This window comes from Anaerostipes sp. 992a (assembly GCF_001940245.1).
Taxonomy (GTDB): domain Bacteria; phylum Bacillota; class Clostridia; order Lachnospirales; family Lachnospiraceae; genus Fimousia.
Map to the genome: position 1 here is coordinate 44,652 of NZ_MJIG01000001.1, position 19,365 is coordinate 64,016.

The 19,365-nt window shown below is 40.0% G+C and carries 22 protein-coding genes; 19 read left to right on the plus strand and 3 right to left on the minus strand.

Features of this window, described 5'->3' with window-relative positions; all coding sequences use genetic code 11:
* The first annotated feature begins 44 nt into the window (after positions 1 to 44).
* From BHF69_RS00255 to BHF69_RS00270, 4 genes are all read left to right on the plus strand, one after another.
* On the plus strand, positions 45 to 1,439 hold the full coding sequence (locus BHF69_RS00255; RefSeq protein ID WP_075669088.1) for an FtsK/SpoIIIE domain-containing protein: 1,395 nt from the start codon (positions 45 to 47) through the stop codon (positions 1,437 to 1,439).
* A 190-nt stretch (positions 1,440 to 1,629) separates the two neighbouring features.
* Positions 1,630 to 2,820, plus strand: a complete 1,191-nt coding sequence (gene mobT, locus BHF69_RS00260; RefSeq protein WP_083650926.1) for a MobT family relaxase — start codon at positions 1,630 to 1,632, stop codon at positions 2,818 to 2,820.
* Between the two features lie 15 nt (positions 2,821 to 2,835).
* Positions 2,836 to 2,976 carry a DUF3789 domain-containing protein gene (locus tag BHF69_RS00265; RefSeq protein ID WP_075669089.1) on the plus strand — a complete coding sequence of 47 codons (141 nt, stop codon included), beginning with the start codon at positions 2,836 to 2,838 and terminating at the stop codon, positions 2,974 to 2,976.
* On the plus strand, positions 2,973 to 3,194 hold the full coding sequence (locus BHF69_RS00270) for a hypothetical protein (protein WP_029731849.1): 222 nt from the start codon (positions 2,973 to 2,975) through the stop codon (positions 3,192 to 3,194). Before BHF69_RS00265 ends, BHF69_RS00270 begins: the two co-directional genes overlap by 4 nt.
* 386 nt (positions 3,195 to 3,580) lie before the next feature.
* Here BHF69_RS00270 and BHF69_RS00275 read toward each other — a convergent pair whose 3' ends face one another.
* The gene (locus BHF69_RS00275; protein WP_075669090.1) at positions 3,581 to 4,747 is read right to left on the minus strand and encodes an IS110 family transposase; all 1,167 of its coding nucleotides are present in this window, start codon (positions 4,745 to 4,747) and stop codon (positions 3,581 to 3,583) included.
* Positions 4,748 to 5,020: 273 nt separating this feature from the next.
* Here BHF69_RS00275 and BHF69_RS00280 point away from each other — a divergent pair, with 273 nt between their 5' ends.
* The 8 genes from BHF69_RS00280 (at position 5,021) to BHF69_RS00320 (ending at position 11,533) form a co-directional block, all read left to right on the plus strand.
* The gene (locus BHF69_RS00280) at positions 5,021 to 6,037 is read left to right on the plus strand and encodes a DUF4365 domain-containing protein (protein ID WP_075669091.1); all 1,017 of its coding nucleotides are present in this window, start codon (positions 5,021 to 5,023) and stop codon (positions 6,035 to 6,037) included.
* A gap of 173 nt (positions 6,038 to 6,210) precedes the next feature.
* Positions 6,211 to 7,364, plus strand: a protein-coding gene (locus tag BHF69_RS00290) for an IS3 family transposase (protein ID WP_143249441.1) whose coding sequence is annotated in 2 segments (ribosomal slippage) — positions 6,211 to 6,460 and positions 6,460 to 7,364 — 1,155 coding nt in all. Because the reading frame shifts where the segments join, the coding sequence is not laid out codon by codon here.
* Positions 7,365 to 7,652: 288 nt separating this feature from the next.
* Positions 7,653 to 7,859 carry a hypothetical protein gene (locus BHF69_RS00295; protein ID WP_075669094.1) on the plus strand — a complete coding sequence of 69 codons (207 nt, stop codon included), beginning with the start codon at positions 7,653 to 7,655 and terminating at the stop codon, positions 7,857 to 7,859.
* A 23-nt stretch (positions 7,860 to 7,882) separates the two neighbouring features.
* Positions 7,883 to 8,284: a nitroreductase family protein gene (locus BHF69_RS00300; protein ID WP_075669095.1), complete on the plus strand. Its 402-nt coding sequence runs from the start codon at positions 7,883 to 7,885 to the stop codon at positions 8,282 to 8,284.
* Positions 8,244 to 8,594 carry a hypothetical protein gene (locus tag BHF69_RS00305; RefSeq protein WP_158022528.1) on the plus strand — a complete coding sequence of 117 codons (351 nt, stop codon included), beginning with the start codon at positions 8,244 to 8,246 and terminating at the stop codon, positions 8,592 to 8,594. The genes BHF69_RS00300 and BHF69_RS00305 overlap by 41 nt, the downstream gene beginning before the upstream one ends.
* A gap of 214 nt (positions 8,595 to 8,808) precedes the next feature.
* The gene (locus BHF69_RS00310) at positions 8,809 to 9,225 is read left to right on the plus strand and encodes a YjdF family protein (RefSeq protein WP_075669097.1); all 417 of its coding nucleotides are present in this window, start codon (positions 8,809 to 8,811) and stop codon (positions 9,223 to 9,225) included.
* A gap of 141 nt (positions 9,226 to 9,366) precedes the next feature.
* Positions 9,367 to 10,158, plus strand: a complete 792-nt coding sequence (locus tag BHF69_RS00315) for a MerR family transcriptional regulator (protein ID WP_075669098.1) — start codon at positions 9,367 to 9,369, stop codon at positions 10,156 to 10,158.
* Positions 10,159 to 10,330: 172 nt separating this feature from the next.
* Positions 10,331 to 11,533 carry a DUF6070 family protein gene (locus tag BHF69_RS00320; protein ID WP_075669312.1) on the plus strand — a complete coding sequence of 401 codons (1,203 nt, stop codon included), beginning with the start codon at positions 10,331 to 10,333 and terminating at the stop codon, positions 11,531 to 11,533.
* A 74-nt stretch (positions 11,534 to 11,607) separates the two neighbouring features.
* Here BHF69_RS00320 and BHF69_RS00325 read toward each other — a convergent pair whose 3' ends face one another.
* On the minus strand, positions 11,608 to 12,465 hold the full coding sequence (locus BHF69_RS00325) for an EamA family transporter (protein WP_075669099.1): 858 nt from the start codon (positions 12,463 to 12,465) through the stop codon (positions 11,608 to 11,610).
* A 196-nt stretch (positions 12,466 to 12,661) separates the two neighbouring features.
* Here BHF69_RS00325 and BHF69_RS14690 point away from each other — a divergent pair, with 196 nt between their 5' ends.
* The 7 genes from BHF69_RS14690 (at position 12,662) to BHF69_RS00355 (ending at position 17,761) form a co-directional block, all read left to right on the plus strand.
* Positions 12,662 to 12,841, plus strand: coding sequence for a macro domain-containing protein (locus tag BHF69_RS14690; RefSeq protein ID WP_143249447.1), 180 nt, complete (start codon positions 12,662 to 12,664; stop codon positions 12,839 to 12,841).
* A 160-nt stretch (positions 12,842 to 13,001) separates the two neighbouring features.
* Positions 13,002 to 13,223, plus strand: a complete 222-nt coding sequence (locus BHF69_RS00330) for a hypothetical protein (RefSeq protein ID WP_075669100.1) — start codon at positions 13,002 to 13,004, stop codon at positions 13,221 to 13,223.
* Between the two features lie 38 nt (positions 13,224 to 13,261).
* Positions 13,262 to 14,167: an ABC transporter ATP-binding protein gene (locus BHF69_RS00335; protein ID WP_330393027.1), complete on the plus strand. Its 906-nt coding sequence runs from the start codon at positions 13,262 to 13,264 to the stop codon at positions 14,165 to 14,167.
* Positions 14,164 to 15,066 (plus strand): ABC transporter permease, encoded by a 903-nt coding sequence (locus tag BHF69_RS00340; protein ID WP_075669102.1) that lies wholly within the window; start codon positions 14,164 to 14,166, stop codon positions 15,064 to 15,066. Before BHF69_RS00335 ends, BHF69_RS00340 begins: the two co-directional genes overlap by 4 nt.
* Before the next feature lie 191 nt (positions 15,067 to 15,257).
* Positions 15,258 to 16,694, plus strand: a complete 1,437-nt coding sequence (locus BHF69_RS00345; protein WP_075669103.1) for an MATE family efflux transporter — start codon at positions 15,258 to 15,260, stop codon at positions 16,692 to 16,694.
* The gene (locus BHF69_RS14695) at positions 16,684 to 16,845 is read left to right on the plus strand and encodes a cytidylate kinase family protein (protein WP_083650863.1); all 162 of its coding nucleotides are present in this window, start codon (positions 16,684 to 16,686) and stop codon (positions 16,843 to 16,845) included. Before BHF69_RS00345 ends, BHF69_RS14695 begins: the two co-directional genes overlap by 11 nt.
* A gap of 130 nt (positions 16,846 to 16,975) precedes the next feature.
* Complete coding sequence (locus tag BHF69_RS00355; RefSeq protein WP_158022529.1) at positions 16,976 to 17,761, plus strand: Cof-type HAD-IIB family hydrolase; 786 nt, start codon at positions 16,976 to 16,978, stop codon at positions 17,759 to 17,761.
* Between the two features lie 82 nt (positions 17,762 to 17,843).
* On the opposite strand, the gene BHF69_RS00360 is transcribed toward BHF69_RS00355, so the two are convergent.
* Positions 17,844 to 19,181, minus strand: a complete 1,338-nt coding sequence (locus BHF69_RS00360; RefSeq protein WP_075669105.1) for an MATE family efflux transporter — start codon at positions 19,179 to 19,181, stop codon at positions 17,844 to 17,846.
* Positions 19,182 to 19,365 lie beyond the last annotated feature (184 nt).

The window sequence follows — 19,365 nt, forward strand, 5'->3', positions numbered from 1 at the left end:
TCTATACGATTGACCGCTTTTTCCATATCCAGAAAGGGGTATTTATGAACCTATACAAATACAGGGGAAAGCGTATCAGAACCAGCGACAAGAACCTTGTGTACCGCTTCTGTGTATGTACTCTTCTATTCCTGTTCGTGGTGGTTCTTCTGCTACTGAACATGGGACAGCTCCTGCGTACCGATTGGGAGCATTTCAGTTTACTGAATAACAGTATTACGCTTTCCACATACAACTTCATAACCATAGGGATAGCGACTTTTGCCTGTGCATTGGTCGCTTTTCTATATTACCGCTTCTTCCATGACAGCTTTAAGAAGCTGTTGCACCGTCAAAAGCTAGCACGCATGATACTGGACAATAAGTGGTATGAAACACAGACCGTACAGGACAGCGGTTTTTTCACTGACCTGCAGAGCAGATCAAAGGAAAAAATCATCTGGTTTCCGAAAATCTATTATCAGATGGAAACGGGACTGCTCCATATCCGCTGTGAAATTACGCTCGGAAAGTATCAAGACCAGCTACTAAGGCTGGAAGATAAGCTGGAAAGCGGGCTTTACTGTGAGCTGACCGACAAGACGCTCCATGATGGCTATATTGAATACACTCTGCTCTATGACATGATAGCGAACCGTATCACGATTGACGAGGTAAAGGCTGAAAACGGGGGCTTGCGTCTGATGAAGAACCTTATATGGGAATATGACGCACTCCCTCATGCCCTTATCTGTGGCGGGACTGGCGGTGGAAAGACCTATTTCCTGCTGACAATCATTGAAGCCCTCTTGCAGACCAAAGCCCAGCTTTACATCTTAGACCCTAAGAATGCTGACCTTGCAGATTTGGGTACGGTCATGGATAACGTGTACCACACCAAAGAAGATATGATTGAATGTGTTAATGCATTCTATGAGGGCATGGTACAGCGAAGCGAGGAAATGAAGCACCACCCAGACTACAAGACAGGGGAAAACTATGCCTATCTGGGCTTATCGCCCTGTTTCCTTATCTTTGACGAGTATGTGGCGTTTTTGGAAATGCTGGGGACAAAGGAAAGCATAAGCCTTTTAAGCCAGTTGAAGAAAATCGTCATGCTTGGCAGACAGGCGGGGTATTTCCTCATTGTCGCCTGCCAGCGTCCCGACGCAAAGTATTTTTCAGACGGTATCAGAGATAATTTCAACTTCCGTGTGGGTTTGGGACGTATCAGCGAGCTTGGCTACGGTATGCTTTTCGGAAGCGACGTAAAGAAGCAGTTCTTTCAAAAGCGTATCAAAGGACGTGGCTATTGTGACGTGGGTACGAGCGTCATATCGGAGTTTTATACTCCCCTTGTACCAAAGGAGCATGATTTTTTACAGGCTATTGGCTCTCTCGTCCTCACAAGGCAGGACGGGACGGCGACGTGCGAAGCGAAAGGCGACGGAACGGACTAGCCCTGCTGGTGTGGCGTCAGCCACGCCAGCGAAAGAAGCCCCTCGGTATCTAACAGAGGGGCACAATTCCGCTGGAAACTACGGTCAAAAAGTCAGGAAATCCCGCATGGTATAAGGGGTTTCTCTCATTCATGACTGACTGTGACAATCGGTGGAAAATATCACAGTTTTACGATTGGGGGTATGCAGGCTGAATGAAAGCACCTTTATAACCGCCTTGAAAGAGAAACGCTTATCTTACGGCGTGTCCCAGACAAGGCTTGCAAGCATGGCTGGTATCAGCCGTGAACACTTGAACCGTATCGAAGCGGGAAAGGTCAACCTCACAGACGATATGCAGGAAAAGCTCATGGAAGCTGTCGAAAAATTCAATTCCGACGCTCCCATGTTCCTGTTGTTCGACTATGTGCGTATTCGTTTTCCTACACTGGACATACAGCATGTTATCCGAGATATATTGAAGCTCAATATGGACTATATGCTCCATGAGGATTACGGACACTACAAATATACAGAACATTACTATCTGGGTGATGTGTTCGTCTATACCTCGCAGGACGAGGAAAAAGGCACACTTCTGGAGCTGAAAGGAAAAGGTTGTCGCCAATTTGAGAGCTATCTGCTGGCACAGGAGCGAAGCTGGTATGACTTCCTCATGGACGCTCTGATTGAGGGTGGTGTGATGAAACGCCTTGACCTTGCCATTAACGACAGGGCGGGCATACTGGATATTCCAGATCTGACCGCCAAGTGTAACCGTGAGGAATGTGTTTCGCTGTTCCGTTCTTTCAAGTCCTATGCTTCCGGTGAGTTGGTAAAATCCCATGAGCAGGACAAGGCGGGCATGGGACATACGCTGTATATCGGCTCTCTGAAATCGGAAGTCTACTTCTGCTGTTACGAGAAGAACTACGAACAGTACGCGAAGCTGGGAATACCGCTTGAGGAAGCACCCATAAAGAACCGCTTCGAGATACGACTGAAAGATGAAAGAGCTTATTATGCCGTCCGTGAACTGCTGACTCATTATGATGCAGAACAGACAGCATTTTCTATCATTAATCATTATATCCGCTTCGTGGACAGAGAGCCAGAGAAGCGAAAGACAGACTGGAAACTCAATGACCGCTGGGCGTGGTTTATCGGGAAAGACCGCCTGCCTGTCAAGCTGACGACAGCCCCAGAGCCTTACACGCTGGAAAGGACGCTGGGCTGGATAAGCCGACAGGTCGCCCCAACCTTAAAAATGCTAAAAAAGATAGACGCTGGCAACAGCACAAGCTATCTGAAAGAGATTGAGGACAATGCAAAGCTGACGGAAAAGCATTTGCAGATAATCCGACAGCAGACAGCGGACACAGCGGATCTTATCACAGAGTAAAGGAGAATTTGGATTATGACAGAACTTGTCAAGGACTTGGTGCTGGTATCGCTGGGAATGGGTATCGGTGTCGTCCTTATGTGTATCGCACAGGTCAGCAAAATGGCTGACGAAGAGATGGAAGAAATCAAAAAGGAAAGGATTGATAAAGAATGAATTTCGGACAGAATTTATACAACTGGTTTTTAAGCAATGCCCAGAGCTTGGTGCTTATGGCAATCGTGGTAATCGGTATTTACTTAGGATTTAAGAGAGAGTTTTCCAAACTTATCGGCTTCCTTGTAATTGCTCTTATCGCTGTCGGGCTGGTATTCAATGCTAGCGGTGTTAAAGACGTGCTATTAGAGCTGTTCAACCGTATTATCGGAGCATAGCAATTAGTGGTTTATGGTCATGCAAACTTATCAGACTTCCCTTTAAGGAAAGAACATAGGGGAATGAGTGGGATGGAATGGTACGGAGATAAAAGATAGTCACGCTATGAAATTCATTGAAAGGTTAAAATGGGGCTGATATAATATTAATGTGAAAATGAGGAATTAAATTTTGGCAGAGTTGTTTCAATACACGTGTTTTATCAAAAAGGTAGAGATAAATTATATAAGGGTTACACATGATAATCAAAGGAGACCAGCTATGAAAAGTCAAGCATAAATTAGCTGGAAATTTATTTCAGCTGTTTCAGGTAAAAAAGGGTAACTTTAACAAAGCTCCCTAAAAGCCCTTTTTCAAAATCTATCGATTATGGTATCGAGACCTCTTACTCGAGGTTGAATTCTACTTCGTCAGTGAGCATCTTCCAGATGACTCTGACAAGCTTGCCGGCACAGTGGCCCAAAGCATTGTAGTGAGACCGGCCTTCAGCTCTCTTGGCGTCATAGTATGCCTTGAAAGTTGAGTTGTTCTTAACAACATTGTGTGCTGCATTTATGAGGGCATAGCGAAGCACTTTTGAGCCTCTCTTGGACATCCGTGTTTTAGATGCCTGGAAGTTTCCAGACTGACGAACGGATGGATCCAGTCCTGCGAATGCGAGTAACTTCTTGGGTTCTGAGAAACGGTGTATATCCCCAATCTCGCCAAGAATCATTCCACCATTCACGGCACCAATTCCGGGGATGGTCATAATTACAGAGTGAAGGCAGGTGACGATGTTTGCCATTTCAAGCTCTGTAGAAAAAAGTTGGCTATCCAATAACTCAATCTGTTCAATGGTGTGAGTTATTTGAATAGATAAAGGACTGTCATTGATACCGACAGACTTCTGTGCGAGAACTCTTAATTCTCTGGCTTTCTCCTTATCGAAATGGCCGTGGGAAGCAACTTCGAGGAGATGAGCAAGATGGGTCATATGCATAGAAGCAATGGCATTGGGTGTCGGAGCCTCCTTGAGGAGGGCATAGACAGATTTCTGATGCAAGCCAGATTTAAAGAAATACTGTAGTTCAGGAAAAACCTGATCCACGTAGGAAGTCAGCTGTATTTTTAAACGTGTACGCTGCTTCATAAGTTTCTGGCGGAAACGTCCGAGCTCTTTGAGCTCAATATAATCCAAATCCTCTAAGGTCATAAACCGAAGGGAATCTTGCATCATAAGGGTTTTAGCAATAACAAACGTGTCGACTTTATCAGTCTTCGTTTTGCGCACGTTATTTTTACGCATAAAAGAAGTCTGAATCGGGTTGAGAACACACACTTTAAAGCCCTTGCTGATGAGAAAACGAACAAGGTTGTCACCATAGTGTGCCGTTGACTCAAGACCTATGATGATGCTGTTCTGGTCTAGTGGTGCCAGTTTAGAAAGCAGCAGATAGAAGCCATCATAGTCATTTGTGAATTTGAACGGCTCGATGAGTATTTCACCGTCGGAAGAAATCGCGGCGGCGAAATGGTTGAGTTTGGCAATATCAATGCCTACGTAAATCATGAGGTTATACCTCCCTTTCATAAAGTCTGATACCGTGATATCCATCAACAGTTATCATCGTAGACTTGATTGAAATAAGTACTCTGAGCATATGCTCTGGCAACATCCAGCTAATAAACAATTCAGATAAAAGTGATGGCAATACACTCCTGTCGAGTAGCCAAGCTACAGAAAAAAATCAAAAGTCACAGTATCTGAATGTATTAAACCACGAAACAGAAAAAGAAAGGAAGTATGTTGTTATAGCTTCTAAAAACATCATACAAGAATATTATGGCTAATTTTGAATACTACATAGATTGGGAAAGAAAAGGGAAAAAAAGACCTAAACAACATATTATAGGTGAAAAAGGTGTGGAGATTTTAAAAGAGTTGTTTCCAAGTGAATGGGCAGTTAGAGAGTATACGCCAGACTATGGTATTGATTTAGATGTTGAATTATTCGATGATTTGGGAAACGACGTTTATATGACAAAGGGAGAACATGTATTATTTCAAGTTAAAGGGACAAAAAAACTGAATAAGAAAACAATAAAATTGTATTCTCGAATGAATGTAGAAAAGGAACATCAAGAAAATAAAACAGACTATTGTACAATGGATGTTATTCAATATTCTATAGATACAGATTTACTCGTAACAATAGAAAAAATGGGAAGTGCAGTTCCTGTTTTATTATGTGTGGTGGATATAGAAAATAAAGAGGCATATTGTGTTTGTTTAAATGATTACATTGAGAAAATTATAGTCCCAGAAAAACCAGACTTTTATAATCAGAAAACTGTAATGATTAATATTCCAATCGAAAATTGTGTGAATACAGATATGGGTAAACGTTTAATTGAATGGTATGGAAAAAGAGCGAAATTATACGCCTTTTTTAATAAGGTACACTATCAATTAAGAGAGTTAAATTATAGTTCAAATATAGAATATAAAAAACTAACTGAACATTTTTTAAAAATATTATGTAGACTTGATGTGTGGTCTGCAGTCGATTATTTTCCAGCGTTAAAATATGCGAAAGAAGAAATAGATTACTATTTAGAACATCATAATACAAAAATGGGTAACAAAATTCTAAATGATAAAATTGCAAGAGGAGAAGATATTGATTCTAAAATATATGAAGGAACATATTGTGTAGGAGAAGTATCATTTAAAGAAGCTAACTTAATCCAATCATTACATTTATTGTGGGAACAGCTATGTACTATTGCAGATATATTTGAAGAGAATACAAAAGAATCTTTTTTGCCAAGTTACTTTTCAAGTTTAATCAGTAGTTAATAATGAGATTGTTGACCAATAACAATTAACAAATTGATTAGAGTTATAACACTTCGAAAAATTTCATTTAGAATAATCTTAACTCATCAATTATATTTGAAGTGCTATACTAATGTTGTAACAGTAGTGGCTAATAAGATATAATCAATCTATCACAGAAAGAAGGAATTATTATGCCACAAACTTACACAACCGAATTTAGAAAAAAGATTGTCCGTCTTCATGTGGAAGAAGGACGCACTTACAACAGCATCACTGCAGAATATGGCGTATCCAAAGCCAGCATCTCCAAGTGGTGTAGAGAATTCAGCGAAGAATGCCAAGAGAAATCCCTCTCAGATCCAGATGTTCCAAACGAAATGGAGCTTATGAAAGAAAACCTCCGGTTACGTAAAGAACTGGAAGAGGCAAAAAAGGAAAATCTCTTCTTAAAAAAAGCAGCGGCATTCTTTGCGAAGGAAATCGATTAGAGGCTTATCGATTTATCGAACAACATCATAGTGAATTTGACTTACGTTGTCTCCTGCGGCGCTTTGATATCTGTCCAAATGCTTATTACAACTACCGAAAACACCGGAAGGCGGATTACTATGCACAGCGAGAGAAGATTTTATCTAAAATCACAGAAATTTATCACAAACACCATGGTGTAGATGGCTATCGCAGCATGCGGATATATTTAGAGCGTCAAGGTTTCTCGTACAGCGCAACAACGGTCCATAAGTATATGAATTCAATACTTGGATTGAGATCTATCGTTCGCCCGAAGAAGCCGGGATATGAGCATAGTAAACCACATAAAGTATTTGAAAACAAAATAAAACAGGACTTTACGGCAGATAAAATGAATCAAAAATGGTGTACAGATTTTACCTATTTGTTTTTGAAGAATCATGATGTCCGCTACAACTGTACAATCATAGATCTGCATGACCGAAGTGTTGTTACCAGCATAACAGATCGGCATATCACAAGTGATCTTGCTATCCGTACTTTGCAGAAGGCATTGGAAGCACAGCCGGCACTTAAGGGGGAATTAATCCTGCACTCGGATCAGGGATCACAATTTACTTCCAAAGCATTCGTAGAGTTTTGCGAATCCGTTCATGTGACACAAAGCATGAGTAAAGCAGGATATCCATATGATAATGCTCCAATGGAGAGATATTTCAACACCTTGAAAAGCGAGCTCATTTATCTATATGAATATGATACCGATGAAGCTCTATATCAGGCTGTAGAGGAGTTTGCATATGTTGAATATAATCATGTACGACCTCATAGCTTTAATGGTTATTTAACCCCCTATCAGGCGAGGATCGCTTAATGCGATACTGTGCCCGATGGATTGCTTGACTACTCTTTACCAGAAGACTCCGGTATTATCCAAGCAATAATCCAACGTATTTTTTTAGCCACAAATGTTACAAAAAAGCTTGACCACAACAAATTCCGTACAAGCAAAAGAACCCGTTGGCGGTAACAGGTGTTCTGCGTGGCAAGGATATAATAAGGGTGAAAGTATTGATTGCAAGCTTCGGAGTTTAGGACTTTCCACATCTGACATTGATTATCTTTTTTTGAGCCATATGGATTTTGATCATACCAGCGGTTTATGCCTTGTCCAAAATGTAAAGCGTATTATGGTGCAGAAGAAGAACTTGCAGACAGCAAAAAATACTTTTTCCGTTATGTCAAAACAAATTGGGATTTTGCGAAAAAATCTTTGGATTGGATATGTGAATGCGCACAGGATGAAAACTGCATCTTGGTGGCAGCAAATCACGATCCAACCATCCGAGAACAGATAATTACATTATAAAAGGAGATTATGAAGATGACTATTTGGGAAGCAATGAAGAAAAGGCACAGCAGCTTGGTCTGAATACCTGCTGGGTTGCTATGACATACAAGAAGATTTCTGGTGCTTTCAAGGTGGGAAATGGAGAAAAATTGGTTGTCGTTATTTCTCTTGGTTACGGTAAAACACAGGGGGTGGGACACAAAGTAAAGAGTATCAAACAGGTCAGCAACGTCAGTGCAGAAACACCAAACTGGTTCAAAGAAGGCGTAGAAGCGGCACTTCTTGCACCAACTGCTATGAATCAGCAGAAGTTTACTCTGACTTATGATAACGATAAAGTATCAGCAAAAGCCGGAAATGGATTTTATACGAAGCTTGACTTAGGTATTGTAAAATACCATTTTGAAATTGGTGCTGGTAACGAAAAGTTTAGTTGGTTATAAAGGTAACGATCAACATCAATTTAACAGCTATTTGATTCCAGTATTAGACGTACCAGTATGGCTCTGGGTATGCATAGGCATTATTGCTGCAATAAAGAGTATAAATCTGGTATCAGGATTTATTGTTCAGAAGAAGTTTGTGGCAGAGCATACGGTTATGAATAAGATTACTGGCTTATTGCTTTTTATCTTTCCATTGACATTATCTATTATTGATTTAAAATATAGCGCGATTGTGCTTTGCGCGGTTGCAACATTTGCAGCTATTCAGGAAGGATACTTTATCAGAATGGGGAAGGAAGTAAAGTAAGACGTGGTGTCAAGTAAAGGAGATAGAGAAAATCCGTTGATCCAGCCAGTAGGCTTGATTATAAATGAAATAGCAAGGATAAAAACGCAACGTGTGTAGCAATACATACTAGAGCCGGTAGGTAGCCCGGCCGTCACGTAAGGATTCGTGGTAAGTAACCTGCCCCTCCGGGTTGTCCGTTCTTTGCTCATCAATCTATTAAGGAGGGATTGTCATGGACAAAGTAAGTGGCAAGCTAACAGTGTTTTTTGAAGAGCCATTCTGGGTAGGTGTTTTCGAGAGAATCGGAGATGGAAAACTATCCGTAGCTAAGGTATCCTTTGGTGCTGAGCCGAAGGATTATGAAGTGTATGAGTTTATCGTGAAACACTATTGCAGCTTGCGATTCAGTCCGGCTGTGGCAGCTGTTGTAAAAGTAACTAAGAAAAATCCAAAGAGGATGCAGCGAGATGTGAAGAAGCAATTACAAGATACTGGAATTGGAACCAAATCGCAGCAGGCTTTAAAATTACAACAGGAGCAGAACAAGCAGGTGCGCAAGTTGAAAAGTCGAGAACAGAAATCGGCGGAGGCTAAGCGTTTGTTTGAACTGAAACAGCAAAAGAAAAAAGATAAGCATCGAGGACATTAACGAGCTTATCCAAAACAAGACTCCCCATCATTGGACTTTTTCCGGTGATGAGGAGTCAGTTTTAGAAATATTATGAATAGTATTGACTCTCCCCTTAGAGGATGCTCTAAAGTAAGAAATGTGGAAAGGAGGTAATATCATATGCTAAAAATCGGCGAATTTTCAAAGCTGTCTCATTTGACTGTAAAAGCACTCAGGTTTTATGAAAAAGAAGGCCTTCTGATACCTGCATCCATAGACAAATGGTCTGGGTATCGTTTTTATGAAACCAGCCAGCTAGAAGATGCTGCTAAAATCAAAGCATACAGACAGCTTGATCTATCTATTGAAGAGATAAAAGCAATTCTATCTGGTGCAGATGCAAAAGCAATCCTTAATGCAAAAGCAATTGCACTTAAAACCCAGAAAGAAGAAATTGATATGCGCCTCTCCATAATCAATTATATTTTGGAGGATGAAGAGATGAAATATCAAGTTACAGTAAAAGAAATCCCATCAGTGATCGTTTATTATTCAGAGGTGAAGCTTTCCAAGTATTCCGATATGATGCAGTATATTCCGGAGATTGGAAAGGAATGCATGAAATTGAATCCGGGTCTGAAGTGTGCAGAACCGTCTTATGAATTCTGCGAATACCTCGATGAGGAGCATAAAGACAAGGATGTGCTGATCAGATATAATGAAGCAGTTGTGGCGTTTGGAAATGAAAATGAGAATATCAAGTTCCGTGAAATTCCGGCAACAAAGGTGCTTAGTATTTTCCATAAAGGTGCCTATGACCAGATTGGAGAAGCCTACGCTTTCATTATGAAGTATGTGGAGGAAAATGGATATAAGGTGACTGGTCTTTCAAGAGAGTGCTACATTGACGGAATCTGGAATAAAGAAACGGTCGATGAATGGCTGACTGAAATTCAGTTGCCGATCGAATAGGAGCATACCTGTATAAAACAGCAGCGGAACTGGTATCATTGCAACGAGGAGTGAAGGTTCTCACCTTGCACTTTATTATTCTTCCACTTGACATTTAAATCCTATACATGTAATATTTAAATAAATACAAAACAGGAGAAAATGTCAAGGATTGGAGGAGAAAGATGATCATATGATTTTGAAGAAGCAATATGTTCTGTTGTTTATGGTGTTTCTATTGGGGCTTTGTTTATGTTTCTGTAAAAAAGGGAAGGAAAGACAGGAAACCATTCTGGAAGAAAGTACAAAGAGTGATGAAGTAGCAGAACAATGGGAAAAAGGATATGATCTTCCATTAGATGACAGGGAAAGTGAGAAAGCAGAGAATGATTGTAACAGGGTAATGACACTGATTTCTGATATTTATGAAAATGCAGAAAAAGGGAATTCATGGAATACGATCCTTTCGGATGAAGATATTCTTAAGATACAGTCCAAAGTGAAGGAAACAGGGCAGCCTGTTGCTACAAGCATAGCATATACTAACATGGAAAATTATGAGAAGATGGATCGTTTTCTAAAAGCATGTGAGGAAGGCAAAAAAGGATCAATGATCGTTTACGAGGTCCATTCGGATGGTGGGATCGGAAGAAACAAATTTACGTTCGATGGAAAGGAAATGTATGTACTGGCCGCAAATGCGATATGGAAGACAGATCATAAGCCAGGAATACCATACATATCTTATACCAGGATAAAAGAGTGGAATTATACGGAGAAAGGCTGGTTTGGATATGAATTGTGTGTTCCAGAACCACCGGAGGTCAGTGAAATTGTGGATGGTAGTTGTTTGCTCAGAGTAAAGCCAATGAGCACAGAGCAACGGGAAATGTCTGAAAAATGTGTGCAGGGGCTAGGATATCAGGGCAATAACCTCTTGTGCTCCAACTGGGATCAAGAGCATATGGAAGAATTAGATTACAATGGAATATATGAATATTTATATGCAATGAAATACCAAAAAAGCTTTGATCCGGAAGATGGGGCAAAGGGGATACCGAAGGAAGAGTTTGAGAGCTTGCTGATGGAATACCTTCCGATAACAGCAGAGCAGATACAGGAATATGCTGCGTTCGATCAGGAAAACCAAACTTATACATGGGAAAGAAAAGATGATTCTGACTGGACGTTCTTTGGAACTTCTTTACCAGAAGTGACAGATATAAAAAAGAATCAGGATGGAACAGTGACATTAGTAGTAGATGCTGTGTGCGATATGGTTATTTGTGATGATGCAGTCATTACCCACGAACTGACGGTAAAGTTTGCAGAGGATGGAAGCTTTCAATATTTGGGGAATAAAATTCGAAATGGCGATGTAGCACGCTATAAATAACAAGATTCTGCTGCGATAGCTTATCAGTGGGATAACGAAATATCGTAATAGGATGATCGTTTTAAATATTTTGCTTACCGTAACATGAGAAGTGTCCCGATTACAATACATACCAAGCCAACGCTGGCTTTTTTCGACAGTTTTTCCTTGAATACCAGATAGGAGAAGGCGATAGTCACCAGAATACTCAGCTTGTCAATAGATACCACCACACTGGTTGGGCCAGCCTGTAGAGATTTATAGTAGCAAAGCCATGAGGCACCAGTTGAAATTCCAGAAAGAGTTATGTAAATCAGTTCCTTGCGGGGAATTTGCTTGATGAGGTGTTGTTTCTCCTTTAAGAAGACTACCAGCCATGCCATTAGAAGTACCACACCGGTTCGAAGAGCCGTACCAAGATTGGATTCCACTCCATCGATTCCAATTTTTCCAAAGATAGAGGTCAGACTGGCAAAGATGGCGGATAGAATGGCATATACTATCCAGGAATGGCCTTTTGCTTCCTTTGTGATTTCTTTTTTCTGAATCATCAAAAGAGTACCGACACCAATAGATATCACACCCATTAGCTTCCACATACTGATTGGTTCTCTCAAAAGTAAAAAGGATAACAGTACGGTCAGGATGATACTGCACTTATCAATGGGTACGACCATATTGACATTTCCTAGCTGCAGTGCCCGAAAATAGCAAAGCCAAGAAGCTCCGGTAGATAGACCCGATAAGATCAAAAATGTCCAGGTATAGCCTGAAATCTCGCAAATCTGGGTTGAAGAACCAATCAGAAATACCATAATCCAGGAAAACATCAGCACGATAATGGTGCGAAGGGCTGTTGCCACGTCAGAATCCGTTCTTCTGATTCCGCATTTTGCTAAAACAGCAGTTACTCCTGCAAAAAATGCTGAACCAATTGCAAAGAAAATCCACATCGATGATACCTCCTTAAGATCATATAGTACAACGTTATAATCATCATAACATGGATGGATGTTTTTGGAAAGATTTTTTTGCAAAGAGACAGGAAGTGTCAATGTCAATCCTGTAGTGATTCGCCGGTTATTACAACAGTTAGATGTATGTAATGCTGCGGAATGGAAAAGAAAAATGCAATTCGGTCTCTAATGAATATTCGTATGCCAGAGAAAGTATCAGAGTGAAACCGTCATTCATACAGTTGGACCGATCGTGTATGGTGCAGTAAATGATGAACTTGGTCAAGAACTTAGAAACTGCTATGAAAATGTCTTTAAAGATAGTGACAGAGAAATCTATCAAAGGATATTAGGGTTAAATGAAAGGTTTTAACAGATCTTTTTCTATTTCTGCAAATGAATACTTTATTAAAATTAGAGCATTGCTTATAATAAAATTATATTTTGGTAGAAAGTTTACAGCGAAAATCTGGGGCTTGAAAATAAATCAAAATTTTATGAAAAAAAATTCGTGAAGAGGAGGATGGAAAGACATGTTAACATTGATTTTTACAATTTTGATGTTCCTTATATTTGGGAAACTCCTTATTTTTGCAATAAAAGCAGCTTGGGGAATCTCCAAAATCGTATGTACCGTGATACTGCTTCCATTGGTGCTGATCGGTCTAGTAGTGGTTGGACTGATCAAATTAGCGTTGCCGGTACTGCTGATTGTAGGTATTATATCTTTGTTTGCACCAAGGTCTGGCAACTAAATGAAAATTAATAAGAGAGAAGTAGGAATATGAATAATATGATTGAGATTACACATATGAGCAAAAGCTTTGGCGAAGTAGCAGCGGTACAGGATCTGAGTTTTCGAGTACGAGAAGGGGAGCTGTTCGCCTTTTTAGGTATTAATGGTGCAGGAAAGTCCACGACTATTAACATTATATGTGGACAGCTGTCCAAGGATGCAGGGACGGTTCGGATTGGTGGCATTGACCTGGATGAGGAGCCGGATTATGTCAAACGAAATCTGGGTGTGGTATTTCAGAATTCTGTATTAGATAAAGAATTGTCTGTGCGGGACAACCTGGAAAGTCGTGCGGCATTATATGGTATTCGAGGAAAGGAATTTAGAGAGCGTCTTTTGGGGTTGGCAGAACTTCTGGAATTTGAAAATTTACTAAAACGTACCGTTGGAAAGCTATCAGGAGGTCAGAGGCGCAGGATTGATATTGCACGTGCTCTGCTGCATAGACCCCGCATTTTGATTCTGGATGAACCCACTACCGGTCTGGATCCTCAGACCAGAAGTATTCTCTGGCGAGTCATTGGTGAGTTGCGGAAGAAAGAAAAGATGACGGTATTTCTCACGACTCATTATATGGAGGAAGCAGCGGATGCAGATTATGTGGTGATTCTCGATCGAGGCAAACTTATTGCTGAAGGCACTCCACTGACGATGAAAAATACTTACACGGGAGATTTTATTACCATCTATGGGGTAGAAGAAGCTAAGATTCAGAAATTGGGTGCCCCCTATGAAGTCATCCGGGATGCGTATCGGGTAGAGGTTCCTAATACTGCTGCTGCTACAGATCTGATTCTAAAGTATCCAGAGATTTTTCAGGACTATGAGATTACAAAAGGGAAGATGGATGATGTATTTTTAGCAGTGACAGGTAAAAAACTGATGGGAGGTACTGAGAAATGATAGGACTTGGCGCACTTGTGAAGCGAAATATAAAGCTTTATTTTAAGGATAAGGGGATGTTCTTTACGTCCTTGATTACCCCACTGATTTTACTGATATTGTATGGCACATTTTTGAGCAATGTCTATGAGGATACCTTTCGCAGTGCATTGGAGACAACAGGGACAATTGTACCAGAGAAGCTGATCGGCGGATGTGTAGGTGGGGAATTGATTTCTTCTCTCCTGGCAGTCAGCTGTGTTACAGTAGCTTTTTGCTCCAATCTATTGATGGTTCAGGATAAGATTACCGGAGCTCGGAAAGATATTACGATTGCTCCGGTAAAAAGCAGTACTCTGGCACTCAGCTATTACTTATCTACTCTGATTTCTACTCTGTTGATCTGTGGGATTGCGACTGGAGTATGCCTTGGTTATCTTTTTCATGTAGGCTGGTATTTGACAGCCAAAGACGTTATATGCCTGTTGTTGGATGTACTTTTACTGGTGCTGTTTGGTACAGCATTGTCCTCCTGTGTGAATTTCCCATTATCGACCAATGGTCAGGCATCGGCAGTAGGAACGATTGTCAGTGCAGGTTATGGCTTTATCTGTGGAGCCTATATGCCGATTTCTCAGTTCTCGGATGGACTTAAGAAGGTCATCTCCTTTTTGCCCGGTACATATGGAACATCCCTGCTCCGGAATCATGCTTTGCGAGGTGTTTTTGGAGAGATGGAGAATCAGAATTTTCCACCTGAGGTAGTAGAGGCCATAAAAGACAGCGTAGACTGTAATTTATACTTTTTTGGAAATAAAGTAGAATTGAATCAGATGTATATCATTCTTATTGGAGCAGTAGTCCTTGCGATTACGGTTTATGTGACAATGAATGTTCTGTTTAGTAAGAAGAGAAAATAAGGAAACATCGAATGGAATTTTGTGCAAAAATACCTTTGCAAAAATAAACAAATTTGAAGTATAATGTTATTACAACGAGTAGCATTTAGCGTAATTCCGGTTGCGTTTGTGCTACTCGTTTATTTTTTTGTAACATAAGAAATTCTTCGAATTTCTTATGTTACAAAAATAGGAAAGGAAAGGTGAAACCAATGGAACATTCAAATCAGTTTTTGGGAACAGAGCATATTGGTAAATTGATGAGACAATATGCAATTCCCTGCATTATCTCGCTCTTGGTAGGAGCGCTTTACAACATCGTAGACCAGATTTTTATTGCCAATGCCAGCTATCTCGGTTCTTATGGAAATGCGGCAAATACCGTTGTATTTCCGTTGACAGTGGTAGCTCTGGCAATTGCGGTTATGATTGGTGACGGTTGTTGTGCTTTTGTCAGTATCAGTCTTGGGAAAAAAGAATCTCATCTTGCAAAACAGAGCGTTGGAAACTCGGTGGTGATGATTGTAGTGGGAAGTATTATTTTAACTGCAATCTATTTAGTTTTCGCAGATAAAATCATCGCTATGTTTGGTGGAACGGTTAATGCAGAAACTTTCTATCATTCTAAGGAGTATTTCTTCTACATCTCCTTGGGTATTCCGTTCTATATGTTCGGTCAGGCAATGAACCCGATTATTCGTGCGGATGGAAATCCCAAGTTTGCAATGATCTCAACTCTTGCAGGTGCGGTCATCAATATTATTTTTGATCCTATCTTTATTTTTGTTTTTCAATGGGGCATGATGGGTGCAGCTGTGGCTACTGTAATGGGTCAGATTGTAACAGCGGTACTGGCAGTCTGGTATCTTTTGAATATGAAGATCATCAAACCGGATAAGGGCGATTATCGTTTAAGAGGTTCTATCTGCAGAAAAACTTTGGTACTCGGTATTACCAGTTTCTTGTCTCAGATTAGCCTGGTCGCAGCCATGGCAGCTATTAATAATATGCTTCGCAAATACGGTGCGATGGATGCGATTTTCGGTCAGGAACAGTACGCACAGATTCCTATGGCGGTTGTGGGAATTGTTATGAAGTTTTTCCAAATCGTAATCTCCATCGTTGTCGGAATGGCTGCTGGATGTATTCCGATCGTTGGGTTTAACATGGGAGCCGGTTATAAGCATCGTGTCAGAGAATTGTTTACAAAACTGCTGATCTCAGAGGCAACGGTTGGTGCAATTGCCTTGATTCTGGTTGAGTTCTTCCCTCAGCAGCTCATTCATATCTTTGGCGCTGCCAATGAAAGTATCTATTACACAGAATTTGCAATTAAGGCATTCCGCACGTATTTATGTATGATGATTTTGGCATGTGTGAACAAGGCCTGCTTCATTTTCCTTCAGGCCATGGGAAAGGCTGTAGCCTCTACAGTACTTTCTATGATTCGTGAAGTGGTATTCGGCGTGGGCTTTGCATTGCTCCTGCCGGTATTCTTTGGACTGGATGGGGTTCTTTATTCAATGCCTGTTTCCGACATTTTAACGTTTGTCGTGGCAGCATTCCTGATTTGTGGAACTTACAGGGAGCTTAAAGTGAAAGGAGGACAAACAGCGGGAAGAATCTCCGAAGCAGCGGCTGAAGGATAAGGATAAACGCCGTGCAGCGTATCATCGCTTTTATACGGATATGAAATGGGGACACGCTCAGAACTATCATATGTGTCTAAATAGCGGTGTCCTGGGTATTGAAAAATGTGTAGAAATTATTTCGGACATATATGAATCCTCTGGCAGATAAATAGTATACAGAAGGTTCGTTTTTTCCATATTCTCTTTTTAAATTGCCATAGAAAAATAGTAAAAAATATTGTTTAATATGATTACAGACTACAACATAGAAAGAAAAAATGAATCTGGGGGTACAGAGAATGGAAGTAAAGATATTGGCGAGTGATTTGGATGGAACACTTTTAGATCAAAACAGCAGAATATCCGAGAAAACAGCAAAAGCAATAAAGGAAGCTCAAAATGCAGGCATTCATTTTATAGCAGTTACAGGAAGATCTTGGGAAACGGCACATCAGATTTTCCAAGAAGCAGGGATTGAGGTTGATTATATATTGCTTAATGGAGCAGAGTTTAGAATATCTTCGGGAGAAATTATTTATCAGGAGTTTATCCAGCAGGATGTCGCGGAAAAAGTGATAGACTATTTATTAACGGCAAGAGTTGGTTTGGAAGTAAATACTGACAAGGGAGATTTTTCTACGGACACAGACTTATGCCAGACTGCATCTGTTTTTTCAGAGTTTCTTCAATTTGGGGAGAAAAAACCAAAGATATTAAAGCTCTTTGCTTTTTCTAATGAAGCCATTCTCATGAAGAATATAAAAAATCATTTTAGTGATTGGAAAGAAATTTTTGTTACATCATCTGCTGTGTGGAATGTAGAAATAACAGCATCAGTGGCACAAAAAGGAAATATGTTGAAAAAAATAATTCAGTACTATGGGGTTTCAGAAGACGAAGTAATTATATTTGGAGATGGAGAAAATGATGAAACGATGTTTCAGAAATTTAGACGATCTCGTGCAGTAGGAAACGCAGTTCCATTGATTCGTGATTTGTCAGAGAAAGTGATAGGATGTAATTACGAAAATGGTGTAGCAAAAGAAATTTATCAAATTTTGAATCATAGGAATTTTACAAAATGAACCGCTTCCTTTTTTTCGTAGCAGACTTTGATACAAATTCTTTAAAAATGGCAATCCTTTTTTGAAAAGCAGATGAGACGATTCATAATCTGTGCATCCATTTTCTTTTACGAAGTACAATTATAGATATGCCAAAGCGAATACATTCTTCTAATGAGAGAATAAAATAAACATATGGGATGGATAGTTTCAGAAAAAATGCTGCAAACAGACCAAGCGGTACTCCAAATCCCCATGTTCCGATTAGGTCAATGAGCATAACATATTTTGTTTTACCGCCGCTTCGGATGATTCCACCACTAACAATCATATTTTCCACTTTAAATGGAGCAATGATTGCATAGGCAACCAGAATCTGCTGTGTAAAAAGCTTTACAGATTTCTCCACCTGGTAAATTTCTATGTAATAGGTACTTGTCAAAAGAATGATCACAGATAATAGAATGGAACCGATAAAGCCATATAAAATCAGTTTTTTTGATGCTTGATAGGCCTCCTCATATTCTTCATTTCCAAGTTTTTTTCCAATAATCACACTGGCAGCCTGTGATAGTCCACAAAGTGCTCCGATCATCAACCCTTGAACCGGATTTATAAGAGTCATTGCAGCGCTGGCTTTTGTTCCCATGTGACCATAAATAGCAGCATATACATTTTCGCCAAGACTCCATACAAATTCACAAACCAGAATGGGAAAAAGTATGGAGGCGTATTGATGCCAATTAAATTTTTCCATCGTATTGCTGACGCAGGAAGTCTTTGTTACATAGGTTCTGTTTTTTGCCAGCATAATCAGCATAATGATAACATTCACACATTGCGAGATGACCGTTGCGATTGCGGCACCCTTCGCACCCATTGGGGCAAATCCAAATGCTCCGAAAATGAGAAGATAGTTTAATCCTGTGTTTAAAATGGCAGATGCAATGCTTGCATAAAGAGGAATCTGTGCTTTTTCCATACAGCGAAACATAGTAGAAAGCAGAGTAGCTCCGGCTATTGGAAGAAAGGTTCCTGCAATGATTGAAAGATAACGGGAAGCAGCAATCAGAGTCTGAGAGTCTTTTGTATAAAAACACATAATGTGTTTTGGAAATGCGATGCAAACAATAGAAAAGCCTATGGCCATTATCAATGCGATTGTAAGGTTCAGGTAAAAGCTTCTTCGTATTTCCTGTCTGTTTTTTTGTCCCATATATTGAGAAATCATAATTCCGGCTACAGCACCAATCGCTGCAACCATAACAGAAAAAATAGATGAAAATTTTCCAGCAAGCCCAATGCCGGCAATGCTCACACTTCCAAGCTGACCGATCATGATCTGATCGACAATACTGAAGGAAGCTTGAAGCATTGACTGAAGGGCAACTGGAATTGCCAAATTACATACTGTATTAAAAAAACTTTGGTTCTTTTTCATAGGAAGCCCTCTCTTAAATACAAAACAAAGTGTCTTACAAAATATAAATTATATAGTAGTCAAAAAACAGTGTCAAGAATCCCTTTCTTTGTAAAAATAAATATTTTGTCTTGACAGTTAAGAAATGATGGATTAGATTGATAATTATGCGATTATTTCATATTGGAATAAAAGAAAATAGATG